Source organism: Cupriavidus taiwanensis (assembly GCF_900250115.1).
GTDB classification, from domain to species: Bacteria; Pseudomonadota; Gammaproteobacteria; order Burkholderiales; family Burkholderiaceae; genus Cupriavidus; species Cupriavidus taiwanensis_B.
This window is the reverse complement of record NZ_LT984804.1, coordinates 2,680,375-2,696,213: the sequence shown is the minus strand read 5'-3', so window position 1 is coordinate 2,696,213 and position 15,839 is coordinate 2,680,375. Positions and strand designations below refer to the sequence as shown.

Annotated in this window: 15 protein-coding genes and 1 pseudogene; 7 read left to right on the top strand and 9 right to left on the bottom strand. The window is 68.6% G+C overall.

The genetic code is table 11. The annotated features are described in order from the left end of the window. Positions 1 to 11 precede the first annotated feature (11 nt). A complete protein-coding gene (locus CBM2586_RS28760; protein WP_115691248.1) occupies positions 12 to 977 on the top strand; it encodes a LysR family transcriptional regulator in 966 nt (321 codons plus the stop codon). Here CBM2586_RS28760 and CBM2586_RS28755 read toward each other — a convergent pair. Further along, entirely contained in the window at positions 964 to 1,656 is a 693-nt protein-coding gene (locus tag CBM2586_RS28755; protein WP_115691246.1) for an SDR family NAD(P)-dependent oxidoreductase, read from the bottom strand. The genes CBM2586_RS28760 and CBM2586_RS28755 overlap by 14 nt on opposite strands. A gap of 182 nt (positions 1,657 to 1,838) precedes the next feature. Then, positions 1,839 to 2,801, bottom strand: coding sequence for a LysR family transcriptional regulator (locus tag CBM2586_RS28750; protein WP_115665951.1), 963 nt, complete (start codon positions 2,799 to 2,801; stop codon positions 1,839 to 1,841). Positions 2,802 to 3,021: 220 nt separating this feature from the next. On the opposite strand from CBM2586_RS28750, the gene CBM2586_RS28745 reads away from it, so the two are divergent. From CBM2586_RS28745 to CBM2586_RS28730, 4 genes are all read left to right on the top strand, one after another. Then, the gene (locus CBM2586_RS28745; RefSeq protein ID WP_115665952.1) at positions 3,022 to 3,969 is read left to right on the top strand and encodes a hydroxymethylglutaryl-CoA lyase; all 948 of its coding nucleotides are present in this window, start codon (positions 3,022 to 3,024) and stop codon (positions 3,967 to 3,969) included. Positions 3,970 to 3,989: 20 nt separating this feature from the next. Beyond that, entirely contained in the window at positions 3,990 to 5,153 is a 1,164-nt protein-coding gene (locus tag CBM2586_RS28740; RefSeq protein WP_115691542.1) for a CaiB/BaiF CoA transferase family protein, read from the top strand. Positions 5,154 to 5,238: 85 nt separating this feature from the next. Then, a complete protein-coding gene (locus tag CBM2586_RS28735) occupies positions 5,239 to 6,228 on the top strand; it encodes a tripartite tricarboxylate transporter substrate binding protein (RefSeq protein ID WP_115691244.1) in 990 nt (329 codons plus the stop codon). Between the two features lie 104 nt (positions 6,229 to 6,332). Further along, complete coding sequence (locus tag CBM2586_RS28730) at positions 6,333 to 6,713, top strand: DUF427 domain-containing protein (RefSeq protein ID WP_115691242.1); 381 nt, start codon at positions 6,333 to 6,335, stop codon at positions 6,711 to 6,713. A gap of 3 nt (positions 6,714 to 6,716) precedes the next feature. On the opposite strand, the gene CBM2586_RS28725 is transcribed toward CBM2586_RS28730, so the two are convergent. The 7 genes from CBM2586_RS28725 to CBM2586_RS28695 all read right to left on the bottom strand — a co-directional run bounded on the left by CBM2586_RS28725 (position 6,717) and on the right by CBM2586_RS28695 (position 14,430). Next, entirely contained in the window at positions 6,717 to 7,067 is a 351-nt protein-coding gene (locus CBM2586_RS28725; RefSeq protein ID WP_115665955.1) for a hypothetical protein, read from the bottom strand. Beyond that, positions 7,064 to 7,492, bottom strand: a complete 429-nt coding sequence (locus tag CBM2586_RS28720; protein WP_115665956.1) for a cupin domain-containing protein — start codon at positions 7,490 to 7,492, stop codon at positions 7,064 to 7,066. Before CBM2586_RS28720 ends, CBM2586_RS28725 begins: the two co-directional genes overlap by 4 nt. 99 nt (positions 7,493 to 7,591) lie before the next feature. Continuing rightward, positions 7,592 to 8,422, bottom strand: a complete 831-nt coding sequence (locus CBM2586_RS28715) for a GntR family transcriptional regulator (RefSeq protein ID WP_115691240.1) — start codon at positions 8,420 to 8,422, stop codon at positions 7,592 to 7,594. A 90-nt stretch (positions 8,423 to 8,512) separates the two neighbouring features. Beyond that, a complete protein-coding gene (puuE, locus tag CBM2586_RS28710; protein ID WP_115665958.1) occupies positions 8,513 to 9,502 on the bottom strand; it encodes an allantoinase PuuE in 990 nt (329 codons plus the stop codon). A 38-nt stretch (positions 9,503 to 9,540) separates the two neighbouring features. Then, positions 9,541 to 10,275: an aspartate/glutamate racemase family protein gene (locus CBM2586_RS28705; RefSeq protein ID WP_115665959.1), complete on the bottom strand. Its 735-nt coding sequence runs from the start codon at positions 10,273 to 10,275 to the stop codon at positions 9,541 to 9,543. A 55-nt stretch (positions 10,276 to 10,330) separates the two neighbouring features. After that, positions 10,331 to 11,854 carry an NCS1 family nucleobase:cation symporter-1 gene (locus CBM2586_RS28700; protein ID WP_115665960.1) on the bottom strand — a complete coding sequence of 508 codons (1,524 nt, stop codon included), beginning with the start codon at positions 11,852 to 11,854 and terminating at the stop codon, positions 10,331 to 10,333. A gap of 413 nt (positions 11,855 to 12,267) precedes the next feature. After that, the gene (locus CBM2586_RS28695) at positions 12,268 to 14,430 is read right to left on the bottom strand and encodes a TonB-dependent siderophore receptor (RefSeq protein ID WP_115691238.1); all 2,163 of its coding nucleotides are present in this window, start codon (positions 14,428 to 14,430) and stop codon (positions 12,268 to 12,270) included. A gap of 280 nt (positions 14,431 to 14,710) precedes the next feature. On the opposite strand from CBM2586_RS28695, the pseudogene CBM2586_RS28690 reads away from it, so the two are divergent. Further along, a pseudogene (locus CBM2586_RS28690) lies at positions 14,711 to 14,899 on the top strand (dioxygenase); the annotation flags it as partial. A gap of 102 nt (positions 14,900 to 15,001) precedes the next feature. Further along, on the top strand, positions 15,002 to 15,829 hold the full coding sequence (locus CBM2586_RS28685) for an AraC family transcriptional regulator (RefSeq protein WP_115665962.1): 828 nt from the start codon (positions 15,002 to 15,004) through the stop codon (positions 15,827 to 15,829). Positions 15,830 to 15,839: the final 10 nt, after the last annotated feature.

The window sequence follows — 15,839 nt, the reverse complement described above, 5'->3', positions numbered from 1 at the left end:
CCATCCAAAAAATGAATATCGCCGGCAAGGACCTGAACCTGCTCTACGTCTTCCACGTGCTCTACCAGGAAGGCAACGCCTCGCGCGCGGCGGCGCGCATGGCGCTGAGCCAGCCGGCGCTGAGCCACAAGCTCAACCGGCTGCGCGACGAAGTGGGCGACCCGCTGTTCGTGCGCGCGCCACGCGGCCTCACGCCGACGCCGCGGGCGCATGCGCTGGCGCCGCAGGTGCAGCGGCTGGTGGCGGACCTGGATGCGTTCTACGACGCCTGCGACGGCCGCGATTTCCTCGCCCGCAGCGAGGCCATCCACATCTACACCACCGATTACATGGAGCAGCTGCTGCTGCCGGCGCTGTTGCCGCGGCTGCGCCGCGATGCGCCGGGCGTGGTGCTGGTCACGCACAACACGCGCGGCCAGCTGCCGCGCGAGGAACTGGAGAAAGGCACCTGCGACCTGGCGATCGCGGGCTTCTATGACAACCTGCCCGACACCTTCCACCAGCAGCGGCTGGGCAGCGAGGATTTCGTGGTGCTGGCCTCGCGCACCAATCCGCGCCTCGCGGACGGCCTTGACCTGGACGCCTTCCTCGCGTGCGAACACCTGCTGACCACGCTGACCGGCGACCTGAACGGCGTGGTGGATCGCGCGCTGGCGCGGCTGGGACACCGGCGCACGGTGGTGGCGGGCTTGTCGAGCTTCCTCGCGCCGAGCCGGCTGGTGCGCGGCTCGGCGCTGTTGCTGACCTGCCTGCGCTCGGTCGCGCAGGAAGCGGTGGCGCGCGATCCAGACCTGGTGATGCTGCCGGTGCCGTTCGCGCTGCCCCGCGTCGACATGATGCAGATCTGGCATGCGCGCACCGATGCCGACCGGCTGCGGCGCTGGCTGCGCCAGCAGATCCAGGAAGCGGCCAGCGCGCTCGGCGCCGCCTCACCCGCCACACCTGCCGCGCGCCGGCCGCGCGTCAGGCGCGGTTGACCACCGGCAGCAGCGCGCCGTGCACGGCGCGTGCCGCGTCCGACGCCAGGAACAGGATCACGTCGGCCAGCGCGTCCAGGGCGACCCAGCGGGCGCTGTCCGCATCCGGCATGGCCTGGCGGTTCTCGGGGGTGTCGAGGATGCTGGGCAGCACCGCGTTGACGCGGATGCCCTGGTCGCGCAGCTCGGCCGACATCGACTCGGTCACGCGCGCCAGCGCATCCTTCGAAGCGCAGTAGGCGCCCATCTGCGCCAGCCCGCGCGCGGCCGAATTGGCGCCGACGTTGACGATGGCGCCGCCGCCCGCGGCCAGCATGTGCGGCACCACCGCGCGCGCCATGTTCAGCACCGTGCCCACGTTCAGGTCGAACAGCCGGTTCCAGTCGGCCGCGCTGGTCTCGTGGATGCCCGTGCCCATGGCAAAGCCGCCGGCGAGGTTGCACACCACGTCGATGCGCCCGCACGCTCGCACCGCTTCGCCGACGGCCTTGGCCAGGCTGTCCGCATCGAGCAGGTCGGCCTGCAGCGAGAGGTGGCCGCTGCCGGTCTCGGGCAACGGTGCGTCATGGCGGTCCAGCACCACCACGCGCGCGCCTGCCTGCGCAAAGGCGTGCGCGACCGCGCGCCCGAGGTTGCCGCGGGCGCCGGTGACCAGTACGTTCTTGCCGTTGAAGTTCATTTGCGTGCTCCTGCGCCGTGGCGGCGCGCGTTGTCGTGATTCAGGCTTCGCCCGGCCATGGCTATCCAACCATCGCGGCCGGCGGCGAAAAACGCAAGCCAGTCTACGCAACGGCATGCAACATAAGCTTGCGAAAACGCCTCGGGGTAACCCTCGAAACGCACAGGAAGTTGCGCGACGACTTAGCGCCTGCGTCGCGCCCGCGCCTGTTCCTGTGCTGGCGACGGCGCGGCGCCAGCGGCCTCCTGCGCCGCGGCGTCCTCGAGGAACCGCACCAGCAACTGCGCCGCGGGCGACAGCAGCGAGAAGTCGCGGCAGCAGATCGCAAAGCGCCGCCGCGCCCAGTCGTCGCGCAGCGGGATCACGCGCAGGCCGAAGGCCGTGGCGACGAGCGTGGCGATCTCGGCCGGGATGATGACGATGCCGAGCTGCGCGCGCACGCAGCGCAGCGCGGCGTCGAAGGTCGACACCACGGCGCGATGCGCCATGCGACGGCCCAGGATCGCGGCATAGCGCGTCAGCATGATCTGCACCGCGGTCTGCGCCGGCATGGCGATCTGGTCGTGGTCCAGCGTGTCTTCGAAGCGGCAGCTGTCCGCGCGCGCCAGCGGATGCCCGGGATAGACCACGGCGGCGAGGTGGTCAGCGCGGTAGGGACGGGTCTGGAAGCCCTCCAGGTCCGCGGCGTCCCAGCACACGCCCAGCGGCGCGGTGCCATCGCGCAGCGCGCGCACCACTTCGCTGCTCAGGCTTTCCTCGATGGTCACGCGCACGTCGCGGTGCGCCGGCAACCGCATGAAGCTGGCAATGTCGTCGGGCAGCGATTCGGCCATGGTCGACACCGTGGCCAGCAGCCGCACCTGCCCGCGCACGCCCGAGCCGTAGTCGACCATGTCGCGCGCGACGCGATCGGCCGCGGCCAGCATGGCACGGGCATGCGCCAGCACGATTTCGCCGGCGGGCGTAGGGATGACGCCGCGGCGCCGGCGTTCCAGCAGCGTGGCGCCCACGGTTTGCTCCAGCTGCGCCAGGCGCTTGCTGATGGCGGAAGCGACGATGTGTTCCTGCTCGCCGGCGCGCGCCATGTTGCGGGTTTCGCAGACGGCGACGAACAGGCGCAGCGTGGTGAGGTCGAGGTCGCGCATGGGATCTTGGGGGGGGGCGGCGTTTCCAGATGGGAATGTTATACGCATGGGCGCGGTTCCGACATCGCAACCGGGAAACCCCGCAGGCAACCGGCCGCGTCTGCGTGACTTTCCATTTCGGCATGCCTGGCTGCGCAAATCACCGCTTCAGCTTGCCCGCAGGAACTCATAGAGTTCTTCCATCGCCCGCTGCCGCGGGACGCCAGACTCCCGGAGAACCATGATTTGCCCCTTTCCCAGCCACGCCGTGATCCGCGAAGTCGGTCTGCGCGACGGCCTGCAGAGCATCCGCACCATCCTGCCCACCGCCAGCAAGCTCGCATGGATCCGCGGCGCCCATGCCGCCGGCCTGCGCGAGCTCGAAGTCGGCTCGTTCGTCCCCGCGCGGCTGCTGCCGCAGCTGGCCGATACCGCCGAACTGGTCGCCTTCGCGCGCACGCTGCCGGGCTTGTTCACCTCGGTGCTGGTGCCCAACCTGCGCGGCGCGCACGCCGTGCTCGACAGCGGCGCCGACCTGATGATCGTGCCGCTGTCGGCCAGCCATGCGCACAGCCTGGCCAACCTGCGCAAGACGCCGGATGAAGTCGTTGCGGAAGTGGCGCGCATCCGCGCCGCGCGCGATGCCAGCGGCGCCGGCACGCTGATCGAAGGCGGCGTCGGCACCGCATTCGGCTGCACGCTGCAGGGCCATGTCGATGCCGACGAAGTGCTGCGGCTGATGCAGGCATTGCTCGATGCCGGCGCCGACCGCGTCAGCCTGGCCGATACCGTCGGCTATGCCGATCCGCGCATGGTGCGCGAGCTGTTCGCGCGCGCCGTCGATATCGCCGGCGAGCGCTTCTGGTGCGGCCATTTCCACGACACGCGCGGGCTCGGGCTGGCCAATGTCTGCGCCGCGCTCGACGCCGGCGTAACCCGCTTCGACGCCTGCCTGGCCGGCATCGGCGGCTGTCCGCATGCGCCCGGCGCCAGCGGCAACGTGGCGACCGAAGACCTGGCCTACCTGCTCGGCAGCATGGGCATCGAGACCGGTATCGATATCGGGCGCCTGCTGGCGCTGCGCGAAGACATGGCCGGCTGGCTGCGGGACGAGACCCTGCACGGCACGCTGTGGCGCGCCGGCCTGCCCAGGACCTACGCGGCCCGCCCCGCGGCCATCGCTGCCTGAGACAAGAGATGACCCAAGAGATGACCCAAGACAGCAGCAACTCCCTGCCGCTCGCCGGCGTGCGCGTGGTCGAATTCACGCACATGGTGATGGGCCCCACCTGCGGCATGATCCTGGCCGACCTCGGCGCCGAAGTGGTCAAGGTCGAACCGCCCGGCGGCGACAAGACCCGCAACCTGCCGGGGCTGGGCATCGGCTTTTTCCGCGCCTTCAACCGCAACAAGAAGAGCGTGGTGCTCGACATCACCACCGACGCAGGCCGCGCCGCCGCCGCCGAACTGGCGGGCCAGAGCGACATCCTGCTGGAGAACTTCCGCCCCGGCCTGATGCAGAAGCTGGGACTGGACTACGCCACGCTGTCGCGCGACTACCCGCACCTGATCTACGTCTCGCACAAGGGCTTCCTGCCCGGTCCGTACGAGCACCGGCTGGCCCTGGACGAAGTGGTGCAGATGATGGGTGGCCTGTCTTACATGACCGGCCCGAGCGGCCGGCCGCTGCGCGCCGGCACCTCGGTCAACGACATCATGGGCGGCATGTTCGGCGCCATCGGCGTGCTGGCGGCGCTGCGCGAGCGGGATCGCACCGGCAAGGGGCAGGAGATCCAGAGCGCGCTGTTCGAGAACTGCGTGTTCCTGGCCTCGCAGCACATGCAGCAGTACGCCATGACCGGCGAGCCGCCGCCGCCGATGCCGTCGCGGGTGTCGGCGTGGAGTGTGTACGACGTGTTCACGCTGGCGCAGGACGAGCAGCTCTTTATCGGCGCGGTCAGCGACAAGCAGTTTGTCACGCTGTGCCGCGTGCTGGAGCGTCCGGACCTGATCGACAAGCCAGAGTACGCCAGCAACGCCGCGCGCGTCGGGGTGCGCCCGCAACTGCTGCAGGAACTGGGCGCGATCCTGCGCCACCATCGTTCCGCGGAACTCGCGCCCAAGCTCGAAGCCGCCGGCATTCCGTATGCGCCGATCGTGCGCCCGGACCAGCTGCTCGACGATCCGCACCTGCTGGCCAGCGGCGGGCTGGTGCCGATGCAGGCCGACGACGGCTCGACCACGCCCACGGTGCTGCTGCCGTTGCTGATGGGCGGGCGCCGCCCCGGCGTGCGCGGCCCGCTGCCCCGCGCCGGCGAGCATAACGAAGAGATCCTGGCACGGCTCGGCAAGGACCGGCGCGCAAGCGCCTGAGAACGACCGGCGCGCAAGCGCCTGAGGGCCAGCCGCGCCATCGCGGCACCATCGGCGCCCTACGATAACGATACGGAGACAAAGCATGCAACGTCGCACCCTGCTCAAGTCCGCGCTGGCGATTTCCGCCACGCTCGCGGTCACCCTCGCCGTCCCCGGCCTCGACGCGCTGGCCCAGGGCGGAGCGGGCAAGCCCGTGCGCCTGATCCTGCCGATCAGCGCCGGCTCCGGCGTCGACAACATCGCGCGCGCGGCCGGCCCCGCGCTGGGCAGAGCCTTCGGCCAGCCAGTGGTGATCGAGAACCTGCCTGGCGCCGGGGGCATCACCGGCGCTGCCGCCGTGGTCAAGGCGCAGCCCGACGGCAGCACGCTCGGGCTGGTATCGAACAACCACGTGATCAACCCCAGCGTGTTCCGCGCGATGCCATTCGACGCGATCAAGGACATCACGCCGATCAGCGTGATCGGCACCACGCCGCTGGTGCTGGTGGTCAATCCCAAGGTGCCGGCGAAGAACGTGAAAGAGCTGGTGGCGCTGCTCAAGGCCAGGCCCGATGGCTACAACTACGCCTCGTCCGGCAATGGCACCATCATCCACCTGGCCGGCGAGATGTTCCTGGACGAGGCCGGCGTGACAGCACGCCATGTGCCGTACAAGGGCACCGGCCCGATGGTCAACGACCTGCTGGCCGGACAGGTGGAAATGGGCGTGGTCGCGCTCAACGCGGCAGCGCCGCACCTGAAGGCAGGCACGCTGCGCGCCATCGGCCTGTGCGGCGACAAGCGCAGCGCCGCCGCGCCGGAGCTCGCCACCATCGCCGAACAGGGTCTGCCGCGCTACAACGTGGCCGGCTGGTTCGCCGTCATCGGCCCGGCCGGCATGCCGGCGGCGGAAGTCCAGCGCACGCACGATGCCTTTGCCAAAGCCTTCACGTCGCCCGAAGTGCTGGAAGCGATGAAGAAGCAGGGCACCGTGATCGAGCCCGGCACGCCCGAGGCTGCGGCCGCCTTCTTCCGCAGCGAAGCCGCGCGCTATGCCGCGCTGGTGAAGAAGGCCAACGTCAAGGTCGAGTAAGCCGGGGGCGGCCAAGCCAACGCGGGCGACTACGTCCCGCGCGCCGGCAGGTTGCCCGGCGCGGGCCTAGAATGTTCTGCATCCCGCCATGCAGGAGCACGACGATGCCAGGCAAGCCAGTCAAGATTCCCGGTCCCGACCACCCCATCGCCATCACGCCCACACCGGGCCGCGTGGTGGTCAGGGTGGCGGGGCGCGTTGTGGCCGACAGTGCCGCCGCGCTGACCTTGCAGGAAGCCAGCTACGCGCCGGTGCAGTACCTCCCGCGCGCCGATGTCGACATGGCGCAGCTTGCGCGCAGCGAACACGCCACCTACTGCCCGTACAAGGGCGACTGCAGCTATTTCTCCGTTCCGGCCGGCGGCGAGCGCGGGCGCAATGCGGTCTGGAGCTATGAAGCGCCGTATGCCGCCGTTGCCGCGATCGGCTCGTACCTGGCCTTTTATCCGGACCGCGTCGACAGTATCGAGATCATCGGGCCGTAGCGGCTAGGGATCGAGCGCGGCATCGACCATCGCCGCGGCCAGGCCGATCACCAGCGCGATGGCCGATGCGATAAAGCAGCGCACCGTCTTGCGATATTCAGGCACGGCGTCGTCCTCGACCCGCAGCGCGCGGAACAGCGCGACGATCTGCAGCACCACCGCGGCCAGCAGCGAGACTGCCGCCAGCAGCGAGCGCCAGTCCCACTCGCCGGGGCTTTCGAAGCCCCAGAAGCGCCAGAACCCCAGCGAAAAGCCCAGCAGCACGGTGATGGCGGTGATGATGCCCTGGCGATAGCCGGTGGGCACCACTTGCGGGGCCGGCTTGGCGGATGTGGCTGGCTCGGGCGCGGTCATGGGTCTGAGCCCGGCGGCACCGGCATCTGCACCACCGCCAGCGTGGCGTCGGCGGCGCCGACCACCTTGCTGGCATGGCCCTTGCCGGTGGTGTCTTCGAGCAGCAGACCGCTGCCTGTCGGCAGCGCCCGGCGCTCGCCATCGCTTGCCTCGAATTCCATCGCGCCGCCCAGCACGAAGATCCACATGCGCAGCGGCGACGGGTGCGGTTCGCCGATCCAGCCGGCGGGCACGACCAGGAAGCCCTGCCGCGCGGCTTGCTCCAGTGGCGACACCCAGAACGCGCGCGCGGGCGGCGCGAACAGGCGCTCGGTGACGGCAACGGCAAGCGGCGCGAAGTGCGATTCGCCGGCCGCGTCCGCATACAGTCGCGCGAACGCCAGAGGCGCCCGGCCGGTGGCGCCGGGCGGCTCGATGGTGGCCATGATGGACCTCCCCTGCGGCGCGGGGCGCGCCGCCTGTCATGCAGCCAGTCTAGGCTGCCGCACGCGGAGTGCAATCCCCGGGCCGCAGGCTTGCTGGTTTCAGCCCTTGCTGAAGATGCTGTAGAAGTCCGGCGCGCCGCTGTCCGGCAGGCTCAGGTCGAGCGAGCCTTCGATGTGCTCGAGGTGCTCCGCCATCAGCGCGCTGGCGCGCGCGGCATCGCGCTGCTCGATGGCGTCGATCAATTGCCGGTGCTCGTGCTCGGCGCAGGCGGGAGCGCCGGGGCGGTCGTACAGCGTGATGATCAGGCAGGTCAGCGACACCATCTCGCGGATCAGCTTTTCCAGGATGGCGTTGCCGGCCATCTCGGCCAGCAGGATATGGAACTCGCCCGACAGGCGGATCATTGCCGCGCGGTCGCCGCGGGCGCGCGCGTTGTCTTCTTCCATGGCATGGCGGCGCAGGCTCCGCACCTTGGCGGGCGTGGCGCGTTGTGCCAGTTCGGCGGCCAGCGCGGGCTCGACCACGCGGCGCGCCTGGAACACCTCGCGCGCTTCGTCCACGGTCGGGCTGGAGACAAAGGCGCCGCGGTTGGGCACCAGCGTCACCAGCTTCTCGTGCGCCAGGCGCGCAAACACCTGGCGGATGCGCGCCCGGCTGGCGCCGGTGACTTCGCACAGCCGCTCCTCCACCAGCTTGGTGCCCGCCAGCAGGCGGTGCTCCATGATGGCGTAGAGCAGGCTCAGGTAGATCGCCTCGGTGGCCGACGCCTCGCCGGCGGCGCCTTCCGTGCCGGTCTCGTCGTCCGGGGCGGCATTGGCGGCGGCTTTGGTCGCGGCTTTCGGCGGGGCCTTCGGGGTAGCCTTGGCGGCGGCCCGGCGCGGGGCTTTGGCGGCGGCGCCGGGCGCCGCCTTTTTCGATGTGGTTGCCATATCAGGGTACGGACATTGAGCCTGTCGCCGGAACTGGCGACGAAACACGGCTCTATCGTACACAACTATGGCGACAGCGAAGCTGCAGGGTCAGGCCGGCGCGGTTTCCCTGCAGGCAGGGAGCGCTGCGGCGGCGGTGTCGCGCGCCTGGAACGGATGCACCTGCGCCCAGTGCCGGGCGATGTCGACACGGCGGCAGATCCACACCTTGTCGTGCCCCTGCACATAATCAAGAAAGCGCTGCAGCGCGCGGAAGCGGCCCGGGCGGCCGAGCAGGCGGCAGTGCATGCCGATCGACAGCAGCTTGGGGCTGTCCTGGCCGCTCGGGTCGCCTTCCTCGTACAGCACGTCGAACGCGTCCTTCAGGTACTGGAAGAAGTGCTCGCCGGTGTTGAAGCCCTGCGGCGTGGCGAAGCGCATGTCGTTCGAGTCGAGCGTGTACGGCACCACCAGGTGCGGCTTCTTCTCGCCGCCGGTGACTTCGACCTCGGTCCAGAACGGCAGGTCGTCGCCGTAGTAGTCGGAGTCATAGAGGAAGCCGCCGTGCTCGACCACCAGGCGGCGCGTGTTGGGGCTGTCGCGGCCGGTGTACCAGCCCAGCGGCAACTCGCCGGTCAGGTCCTTGATGATCTGCATGCCGATGCGCATGTGCTCGCGCTCGGTGGCTTCGTCGATGTTCTGGTAGTGGATCCAGCGCCAGCCGTGGCAGGCGATCTCGTGGCCCAGCTCGACGAAGGCGCGGGTCAGCTCCGGATGGCGCTGCAGCGCCATCGACACGCCGAAGATGGTCAGCGGCAGGCCGCGCTTTTCGAATTCGCGCAGGAGGCGCCAGACGCCGGCGCGCGAGCCGTATTCGTAGATGCCCTCCATGCTCATGTGGCGGTCGGGATAGGCCGCGGCGCCGACGATCTCGGACAGGAACTGCTCGGAGGCGGCGTCGCCGTGCAGCACGCAGTTCTCGCCGCCTTCTTCGTAGTTGAGCACGAACTGCAGCGCGACGCGCGCGCCGCCCGGCCAGCGGGCGTGCGGCGGACGGGCGCCGTAACCGATGAGATCGCGGGGATAGCGGGACTGGAGCATGGTGGTGGAAGCGGACAAGGTGCGGGAAGACATGGCGTTCAGTTCAGGGCATAGGGGGCCAGCATGCCGGCATAGGCCTTGGGCAGCGGCCGCGCCCAGTCGCCGCGCTTGCTGGTGCCCAGGCGCACCGAGACCAGCGCCTCGGCCAGCTTGACCGCGCACGACACACCGTCGATCACCGGTGCGCCGATGGCTTCGGCAATCTCGTCGCACAGGTCGGCCATGCCGGCGCAGCCGAGCACGATGCATTCGCTGCGGTCTTCGGCGAGCGCCACCCGGCAGGCCTCGGTGATGATGCGGCGCGCATCGGAGCCGGGGCGCTCCAGCTCCAGCACCGGCAGGTCGCAGGCGCGCACGTTGTTGCAGAAGCGCTTCATGCCGTAGCGCTCGGCCAGGTGCCAGGCGATATTGCAGGTGCGCGCCAGCGTGGTGACCACGCTGAAGCTGCTGCCGACCACGCTGGCCATGTGCATGGCGGCCTCGGCGATGCCGATCACCGGCCCGCGCGCCACTTCGCGCGCGGCGTACAGGCCGGGGTCGCCGAAGCAGGCGATGACGTAGCCATCCACGCCTTCCTGCTCGCCGGCCAGGATCTCGTCGAGGATGCCGGGCACCGACAGCGCCTCGTCATAGTGGCTTTCGATCGAAGCCGGGCCCATGCGCGGGCTGACCGCGCTGATGCGCGTGCCGGGCGCCGCCACGGCCGCTGCGCACTGCCCGATCTTGTCGGTCATGCTCTGGGTGGTATTGGGGTTGATGATCTTCAGCTTCATGGACGCGGCTCTGCCTGGTGCGGTCGAAATCATGCGGTGGAGATAGGGAGTGGGGTCAGGCCTGGCTGGCGGCGCGGCCGCCCTGGTGGCCGGGGATCATGCGCGGTGCCAGCTGCCGGTACAGCACCAGCGCAATGCCCATGCCGATAAACCAGCTGTAGTTGGCCGCCGCCTGCCAGGCTGGCACCACCACGCACAGGATCGGGATGATGGCCGCGGGAATCATGGTGGCCACCGCCGCCGGGTTGAAGCCGTTGCGGTACCAGTAGCGGCCGCGCGGGTTCAGCGTGTACAGGTCGTCGACTTCCACGTGCTGGCGCCGCACCAGGTAGTAGTCGGCGATCAGGATGCCGAACAGCGGGCCGATGAAGGCGCCCAGCACGTCCAGCGTGTAGTGGATCACCGCCGGATTGTTGTACAGGTTCCAGGGGGTGATGAAGATCGAGGCCACCGCGGCGATCATGCCGCCGGTGCGCCAGCTGATGTGCTTGGGCGACACGTTGGAGAAGTCGAACGCCGGCGAGACGAAATTGGCGACGATGTTGATGCCGATGGTCGCGGTCATGAAGGTGAACGCGCCCAGCAGCATGGCGAAGGTGCTGTCGATATGGCTGACGGTCTCCACCGGATCGGTGATCAGCTTGCCGAACACCGGCAGCGTGGCCGAGGTGGTGATCACGGTCAGCAGCGAGAAGCCCAGGAAGTTGACCGGCAGGCCCCAGAAGTTGCCGCGCCTGACCGACTTGAAATCCTTGGCATAGCGCGAGAAGTCACCGAAGTTCAGCATCGGGCCGGAGAAATACGACACCACCAGCGCGATCGCGCTCAGCATCACCGGCACCGCTTCCCAGCCGGTGTACTTGACGAAGCTCAGCGTGAAGTTGACGTTCTCCCAGCCGGCCTTGTTCACCAGCCAGATCGCCAGCGCGATCATCACCACGTACACCGCCGGGCCGGCCCAGTCGATGAACTTGCGGATGGTCTCCATGCCGGTCCAGAACACCAGCGCCTGCAGCACCCACAGCACCATGAACGCGGCCCAGCCCAGCGTCGACAGCCCGGCGAAGCCGTGCAGCTTTACGTCGGCATACGGCGCCAGCGCCGGGAAGAAGTGCAGCGCCAGCACCAGGAACGCGCTCGACGCCAGGTAGGTCTGGATGCCGTACCACGCCACCGCGATCAGTCCGCGGATGATGGCCGGGATATTGGCGCCGAGCACGCCGAACGAGGCGCGGCAGATCACCGGATAAGGCGTGCCGGTCACCTGGCTCGGCTTGGCCACCAGGTTGCAGAAATACTGCACGATCACGATCCCCACCAGCAGCGACACCAGCACCTGCCAGCTGGTCAGCCCCAGCGCGAACAGGCTGCCCGCGGTGATGTAGCCGCCCACGCTGTGCACATCGGACATCCAGAAGGCAAAGATGTTGTAGGTGCCCCAGGTCTGCTTGCGCAGCGGCGCCAGGTCCTCATTGGTCAGGCGTTCGTCATAGCTGGGCTTGATCAGGGCATTGCCGTGTGCGGCATGCCCGCCCTGCACGTGCGCTGCGTCGGCGGGTGTTGCGGTGCTTTGCATCATCTGAGTCTCCTGGCAGATGTGTGTCTTGACGATAGGCGACGCGCGGCCCTTCGGAGCTCTGTGCGGTGCGCCAGGGGCTGTTGTTTATGTGTCTACTAAATTGTCTACAAAATCGATTAAGTGTGTAGACGATGTTGTAGATCACGGATTTGTGATTGTCAACATTCGTTTTCCCTGAAGGGGGGCTTGGCCGGCGTGGCTGTTTCGCCCGCGCAGGCGAGCCCGGCAGCGTTTCGCTTCCCACCTGTTTCCTCCCCTCTCCCGCTTGCGGTGGAGGGGCGGGGGAAAGGGCCGGCGCATCCACGAAGTCAACGGCATCAACCACGCAACCTACGCCATTCCCCGGGGATTCGGCGACGACCAAAAAAAACCCGCTCCGAAGAGCGGGTGTCGGTGCGGGCGGGCGATGGCCTTCAATACGCGATCTTCGCCGTCAGGCTGATGCTGCGCGGGTCCGCCGGCTGGATGTAGTTCTCGTACTGGAAGCCCCAGTAGCGCTTGTTGGTCACGTTGTTCAGCGCGGCGCGCAGCGTAAGGTCCTTGCCGGCGACGCGGGTGCTGTAGCTGGCGCCGAGGTTGAACACCGTGTAGCCGCCGGCGTCGAGTGTATTGGCGGCATTGAGCTTGGTGCTGCCGGTGTATTTGCCATCGACGCCAAGGCGCAGGCCCGGCACGAACGGCACGCGGTAGCTGACGCGGCCGGCCATGATGAAGCCGGGCGCGCCGGCGACGCGGTTGCCGCTGTTGGCCACGCCCTTGTCGTAGTACGAATCGAGATACATCGCGCTGGCGCCGAATTCCCATTGCGAGCCCAGGCGGTACACGCCCGCCAGTTCCAGCCCCTGGTAGATCGAGGTGCCATCCTGCTGGCGCGTCGGCACGCCGCCGCTGATGCTGTCGTACTCGGCGCCGCGCTCGATGCGGAAGGCGGCCGCGGTCGCGCTCCACGCGGCCTGGTCGGCCTTGACGCCGATTTCATACTGCTTGCTGCGGATCGGGCTGAGCAGCTGGCGCGCGTTGGTGTAGCCGTCCGGCACGATCGAGCCCGGCTCCAGCGCCTCGACGTAGCTGGCATAGACCGTGGCCGTGGGCACCGGCTTGAACATCAGCGCCAGCGTCGGCGTGACCACGCCGGACTTGCTGTAGCTGGAGGTGACCGGCACATAGCCGTTCTGCTCGAAGTTGGTCACGCGCAGGCCGGCCAGCACCGACCAGCGCTCGCTCAGCTGCACGGTATCGCTGGCGAACACCGATTTCTGCGTGATGTCGCTGTTGCGCACCTTGTTGAAGGCGGTCGAGCTGTAATACGTGTTGGTGTTGGGCGCGAAGATATTGCCGGTGCCAATGACCGCGCCGAAGCCGTTGTTGTCATAGCGGTCGATCTGCTTCTGCCACGACAGGCCCGCCACCAGCTGGTGGCCGAATGGGCCGGTGCGGAACTTGCCTTCCAGCATCGCCTGCCATTGCCCCACCTGCTGGTTCTGCGCGGTGTCGTAGCGCTGGTCGATGTAATCGCCGGCCTGGTTCAGCAGGTTGTAGGTGCTCTCGTTGCGGCTGCGGTTGACCTTGGTGAAGCTGTAGCTGGTGCTGACCGTCCAGTCCGGATCGATGTGGTAGCGCAGGCCGGTGCTGTACAGCTGCAGGTTGGTGTTCAGGTGCTGGTCGGCGCCGGCGAAGTTGCGGATGCGCCCGGATACCGCGCCCGGCAGCGCCGTATCGCCATAGCTCCACAGGCTGAACGACGGCATCTGGCCGGTGGCGCGGCGGTCCTGGTAGATCGAATCGAAGGTCCAGGTCAGGTCCCGGGTGAGGCGCGCGTCCAGCCCCAGCGACACGCTGTCGCGCCGGATGTTGCGCGCGTTGTAGGGCGTGCCTTCCTCGTGCGTCGCGTTCAGGCGGTAGCCGAACATATTGTCCGGGCCGGCGCGGCCGCCCAGGTCAACGTGCTCGCTCCAGACATTGGCGGCACGGTAGCCCAGCTCGAACGACGCCGTGAAGGTGTCGGTCGGCTTCTTGGTGACGTAGTTGACGATGCCGCCCGGCGTGGCGAAGCCGTACATGAAGCCCGGCAGGCCCTTGAGCAGCTCCACCTGCTCCATGTGCTCGTACGGCAGCGTGATGCCGTAGGCCACGAACGGCAGGCCGTTGATCTTGAAGCCGTTCTGCCAGTCGATCTGCAGGCCGCGCACGCTCAGGTAGCTGGACCAGCTGTTGTAGCCGTTGCCGTTGTCGCTGACCGACGCATCCATGGCGAAGACATCGCCGAGCTTGGCCACCTGGCGCTCGGCCAGGTCTTCGCCGGTGACGATGGTGGTGGAGTAGGGCGTGTCCAGCTGCGTGCGCGAACCCAGCGCGCCGGTGCTGGCCTTTTTCTCAAGCTGCAGGCCGGAATCGTCCACCGCCGCGGCGCTCACGGTCACCGCCGGCAGCGACGCCGCGTCGGCCGGCGCCGCCGCTTGCTGCGCCAGCGCGGCCGTGGCCGGAAAGCCGGCGAGCACGGCAAGTTGCGCCAGCACGGCGAGATGGCGGGGTTGGGGTGCGCGCGCACGCGCGGCGCGAAGGACTTGGCGGCTCATGATGGAACAGCAGGAAGAGAGGCAGGCCTGTATGTAAATGTCAATACAAATGCGAATAATTCGCATTTAGGAAAGACCGAATGATGCCTATCCCATAGCGGCGGCGTCAAGGCGGCAGGTCGGGCTTCGTGGTGAAAGCAACGCGCGGATTGGTGCTGGCTACAGGCGCTCCACCGCCCGGTTGCTGCGCTCGTTTGGCACCCGGATCCTGGTCGGGCACACGCGTTTGCCGGCGCAAAACCCGATAGCGGCTGGTTATCGCGCCCGGCGAAAAATGACGGGGCACAAGGTGCTGCCCACGCAGATCTTCGATGCGCTCGATCCTTATGCCTTCAGCGACGCGGCGTTCGGCGCGGTCGGCTCGCTCCTGCGTGATTTCGAGCCCGACGGCAAGGGCGGCTTCCGCCTTGACGTGGAACTGAAACCGGAACCGGGCGAGACGCGCCTGCCCAAGCCGCCGTTGCCGTGAGGGCGCGGCGCACGTAGCGTGCGACAATGCCGCAGGCGCCCCGCCGCATCGGACCCGATAGCCCGGGCGGCGCGGACCCGCAAGCCCTCCGCGCCCTACACCATGAACCGACCACCCTCCCTCTCATGCTCCGACTGGGTGCGGCACGCCAGGCCGATGGAAGGCGTCGACCGTATCGAAGCGTGGTTTCACGGCAAGGCGTACGCCATGCACCGCCACGACACCTACGCGATCGGCCGCACGCTCGCTGGCGTGCAGCGGTTCAGCTACCGGCGCAGCCAGCGAGACAGCCTGCCTGGCAACACCATCGTGCTGCATCCCGACGAGCCTCACGATGGTCAGGCAGGCACCGATGAAGGCTTCCGCTACCGGATGATCTATGTCGAGCCGGTGCTGTTCCAGAACGTGCTGGGCGGGCGCGCGCTGCCGTTCCTCGAAGGCGGCGTCACGACCGACCCACGCCTTGCGGCGGCCACCGAGGCGCTGCTGCAGCATGTCGGCTGCGCGCTCGAGCCGCTCGAGCAGAGCGATGCACTGGCCGACCTGGCGCATGCGCTGGCCGCCGTCGCCGGCGCACCCGTGCGGCGTTCCTGGGGCGACTATCTGGCCGCGTGCCGTGCACGCGAGTATCTGCATGCCAACTGCACGCGCGTGGTCACGCTCGACGAGCTCGAGATGGCGACGGGGCGCGACCGCTGGAGCCTGTCGCACGACTTCCGCACGTTCTACGGCACCAGCCCGTATCGCTATCTGACCATGCGCCGCCTCGACGCGGTGCGCCACCTGCTGCTCGCAGGCAGGTCGCTGGCTGACGCGGCCGCCGCAGCGGGTTTCGCCGACCAGAGCCACATGACACGGCACTTCGCCAAGACCTTCGGGCTGACGCCGGGGCGCTGGCTGCAAGTGGCGGGAAACATCCGGGGCGGCTGAGAATCTCCCA

Coding starts and splice junctions, on each gene's coding strand:
- CBM2586_RS28760 (WP_115691248.1), top strand. CDS start 12: ATGAATATCGCCGGCAAGGACCTGAACCTGCTCTACGTCTTCCACGTG.
- CBM2586_RS28755 (WP_115691246.1), bottom strand. CDS start 1,656: ATGAACTTCAACGGCAAGAACGTACTGGTCACCGGCGCCCGCGGCAAC.
- CBM2586_RS28750 (WP_115665951.1), bottom strand. CDS start 2,801: ATGCGCGACCTCGACCTCACCACGCTGCGCCTGTTCGTCGCCGTCTGC.
- CBM2586_RS28745 (WP_115665952.1), top strand. CDS start 3,022: ATGATTTGCCCCTTTCCCAGCCACGCCGTGATCCGCGAAGTCGGTCTG.
- CBM2586_RS28740 (WP_115691542.1), top strand. CDS start 3,990: ATGACCCAAGACAGCAGCAACTCCCTGCCGCTCGCCGGCGTGCGCGTG.
- CBM2586_RS28735 (WP_115691244.1), top strand. CDS start 5,239: ATGCAACGTCGCACCCTGCTCAAGTCCGCGCTGGCGATTTCCGCCACG.
- CBM2586_RS28730 (WP_115691242.1), top strand. CDS start 6,333: ATGCCAGGCAAGCCAGTCAAGATTCCCGGTCCCGACCACCCCATCGCC.
- CBM2586_RS28725 (WP_115665955.1), bottom strand. CDS start 7,067: ATGACCGCGCCCGAGCCAGCCACATCCGCCAAGCCGGCCCCGCAAGTG.
- CBM2586_RS28720 (WP_115665956.1), bottom strand. CDS start 7,492: ATGGCCACCATCGAGCCGCCCGGCGCCACCGGCCGGGCGCCTCTGGCG.
- CBM2586_RS28715 (WP_115691240.1), bottom strand. CDS start 8,422: ATGGCAACCACATCGAAAAAGGCGGCGCCCGGCGCCGCCGCCAAAGCC.
- puuE (WP_115665958.1), bottom strand. CDS start 9,502: ATGCTCCAGTCCCGCTATCCCCGCGATCTCATCGGTTACGGCGCCCGT.
- CBM2586_RS28705 (WP_115665959.1), bottom strand. CDS start 10,275: ATGAAGCTGAAGATCATCAACCCCAATACCACCCAGAGCATGACCGAC.
- CBM2586_RS28700 (WP_115665960.1), bottom strand. CDS start 11,854: ATGATGCAAAGCACCGCAACACCCGCCGACGCAGCGCACGTGCAGGGC.
- CBM2586_RS28695 (WP_115691238.1), bottom strand. CDS start 14,430: ATGAGCCGCCAAGTCCTTCGCGCCGCGCGTGCGCGCGCACCCCAACCC.
- CBM2586_RS28685 (WP_115665962.1), top strand. CDS start 15,002: ATGAACCGACCACCCTCCCTCTCATGCTCCGACTGGGTGCGGCACGCC.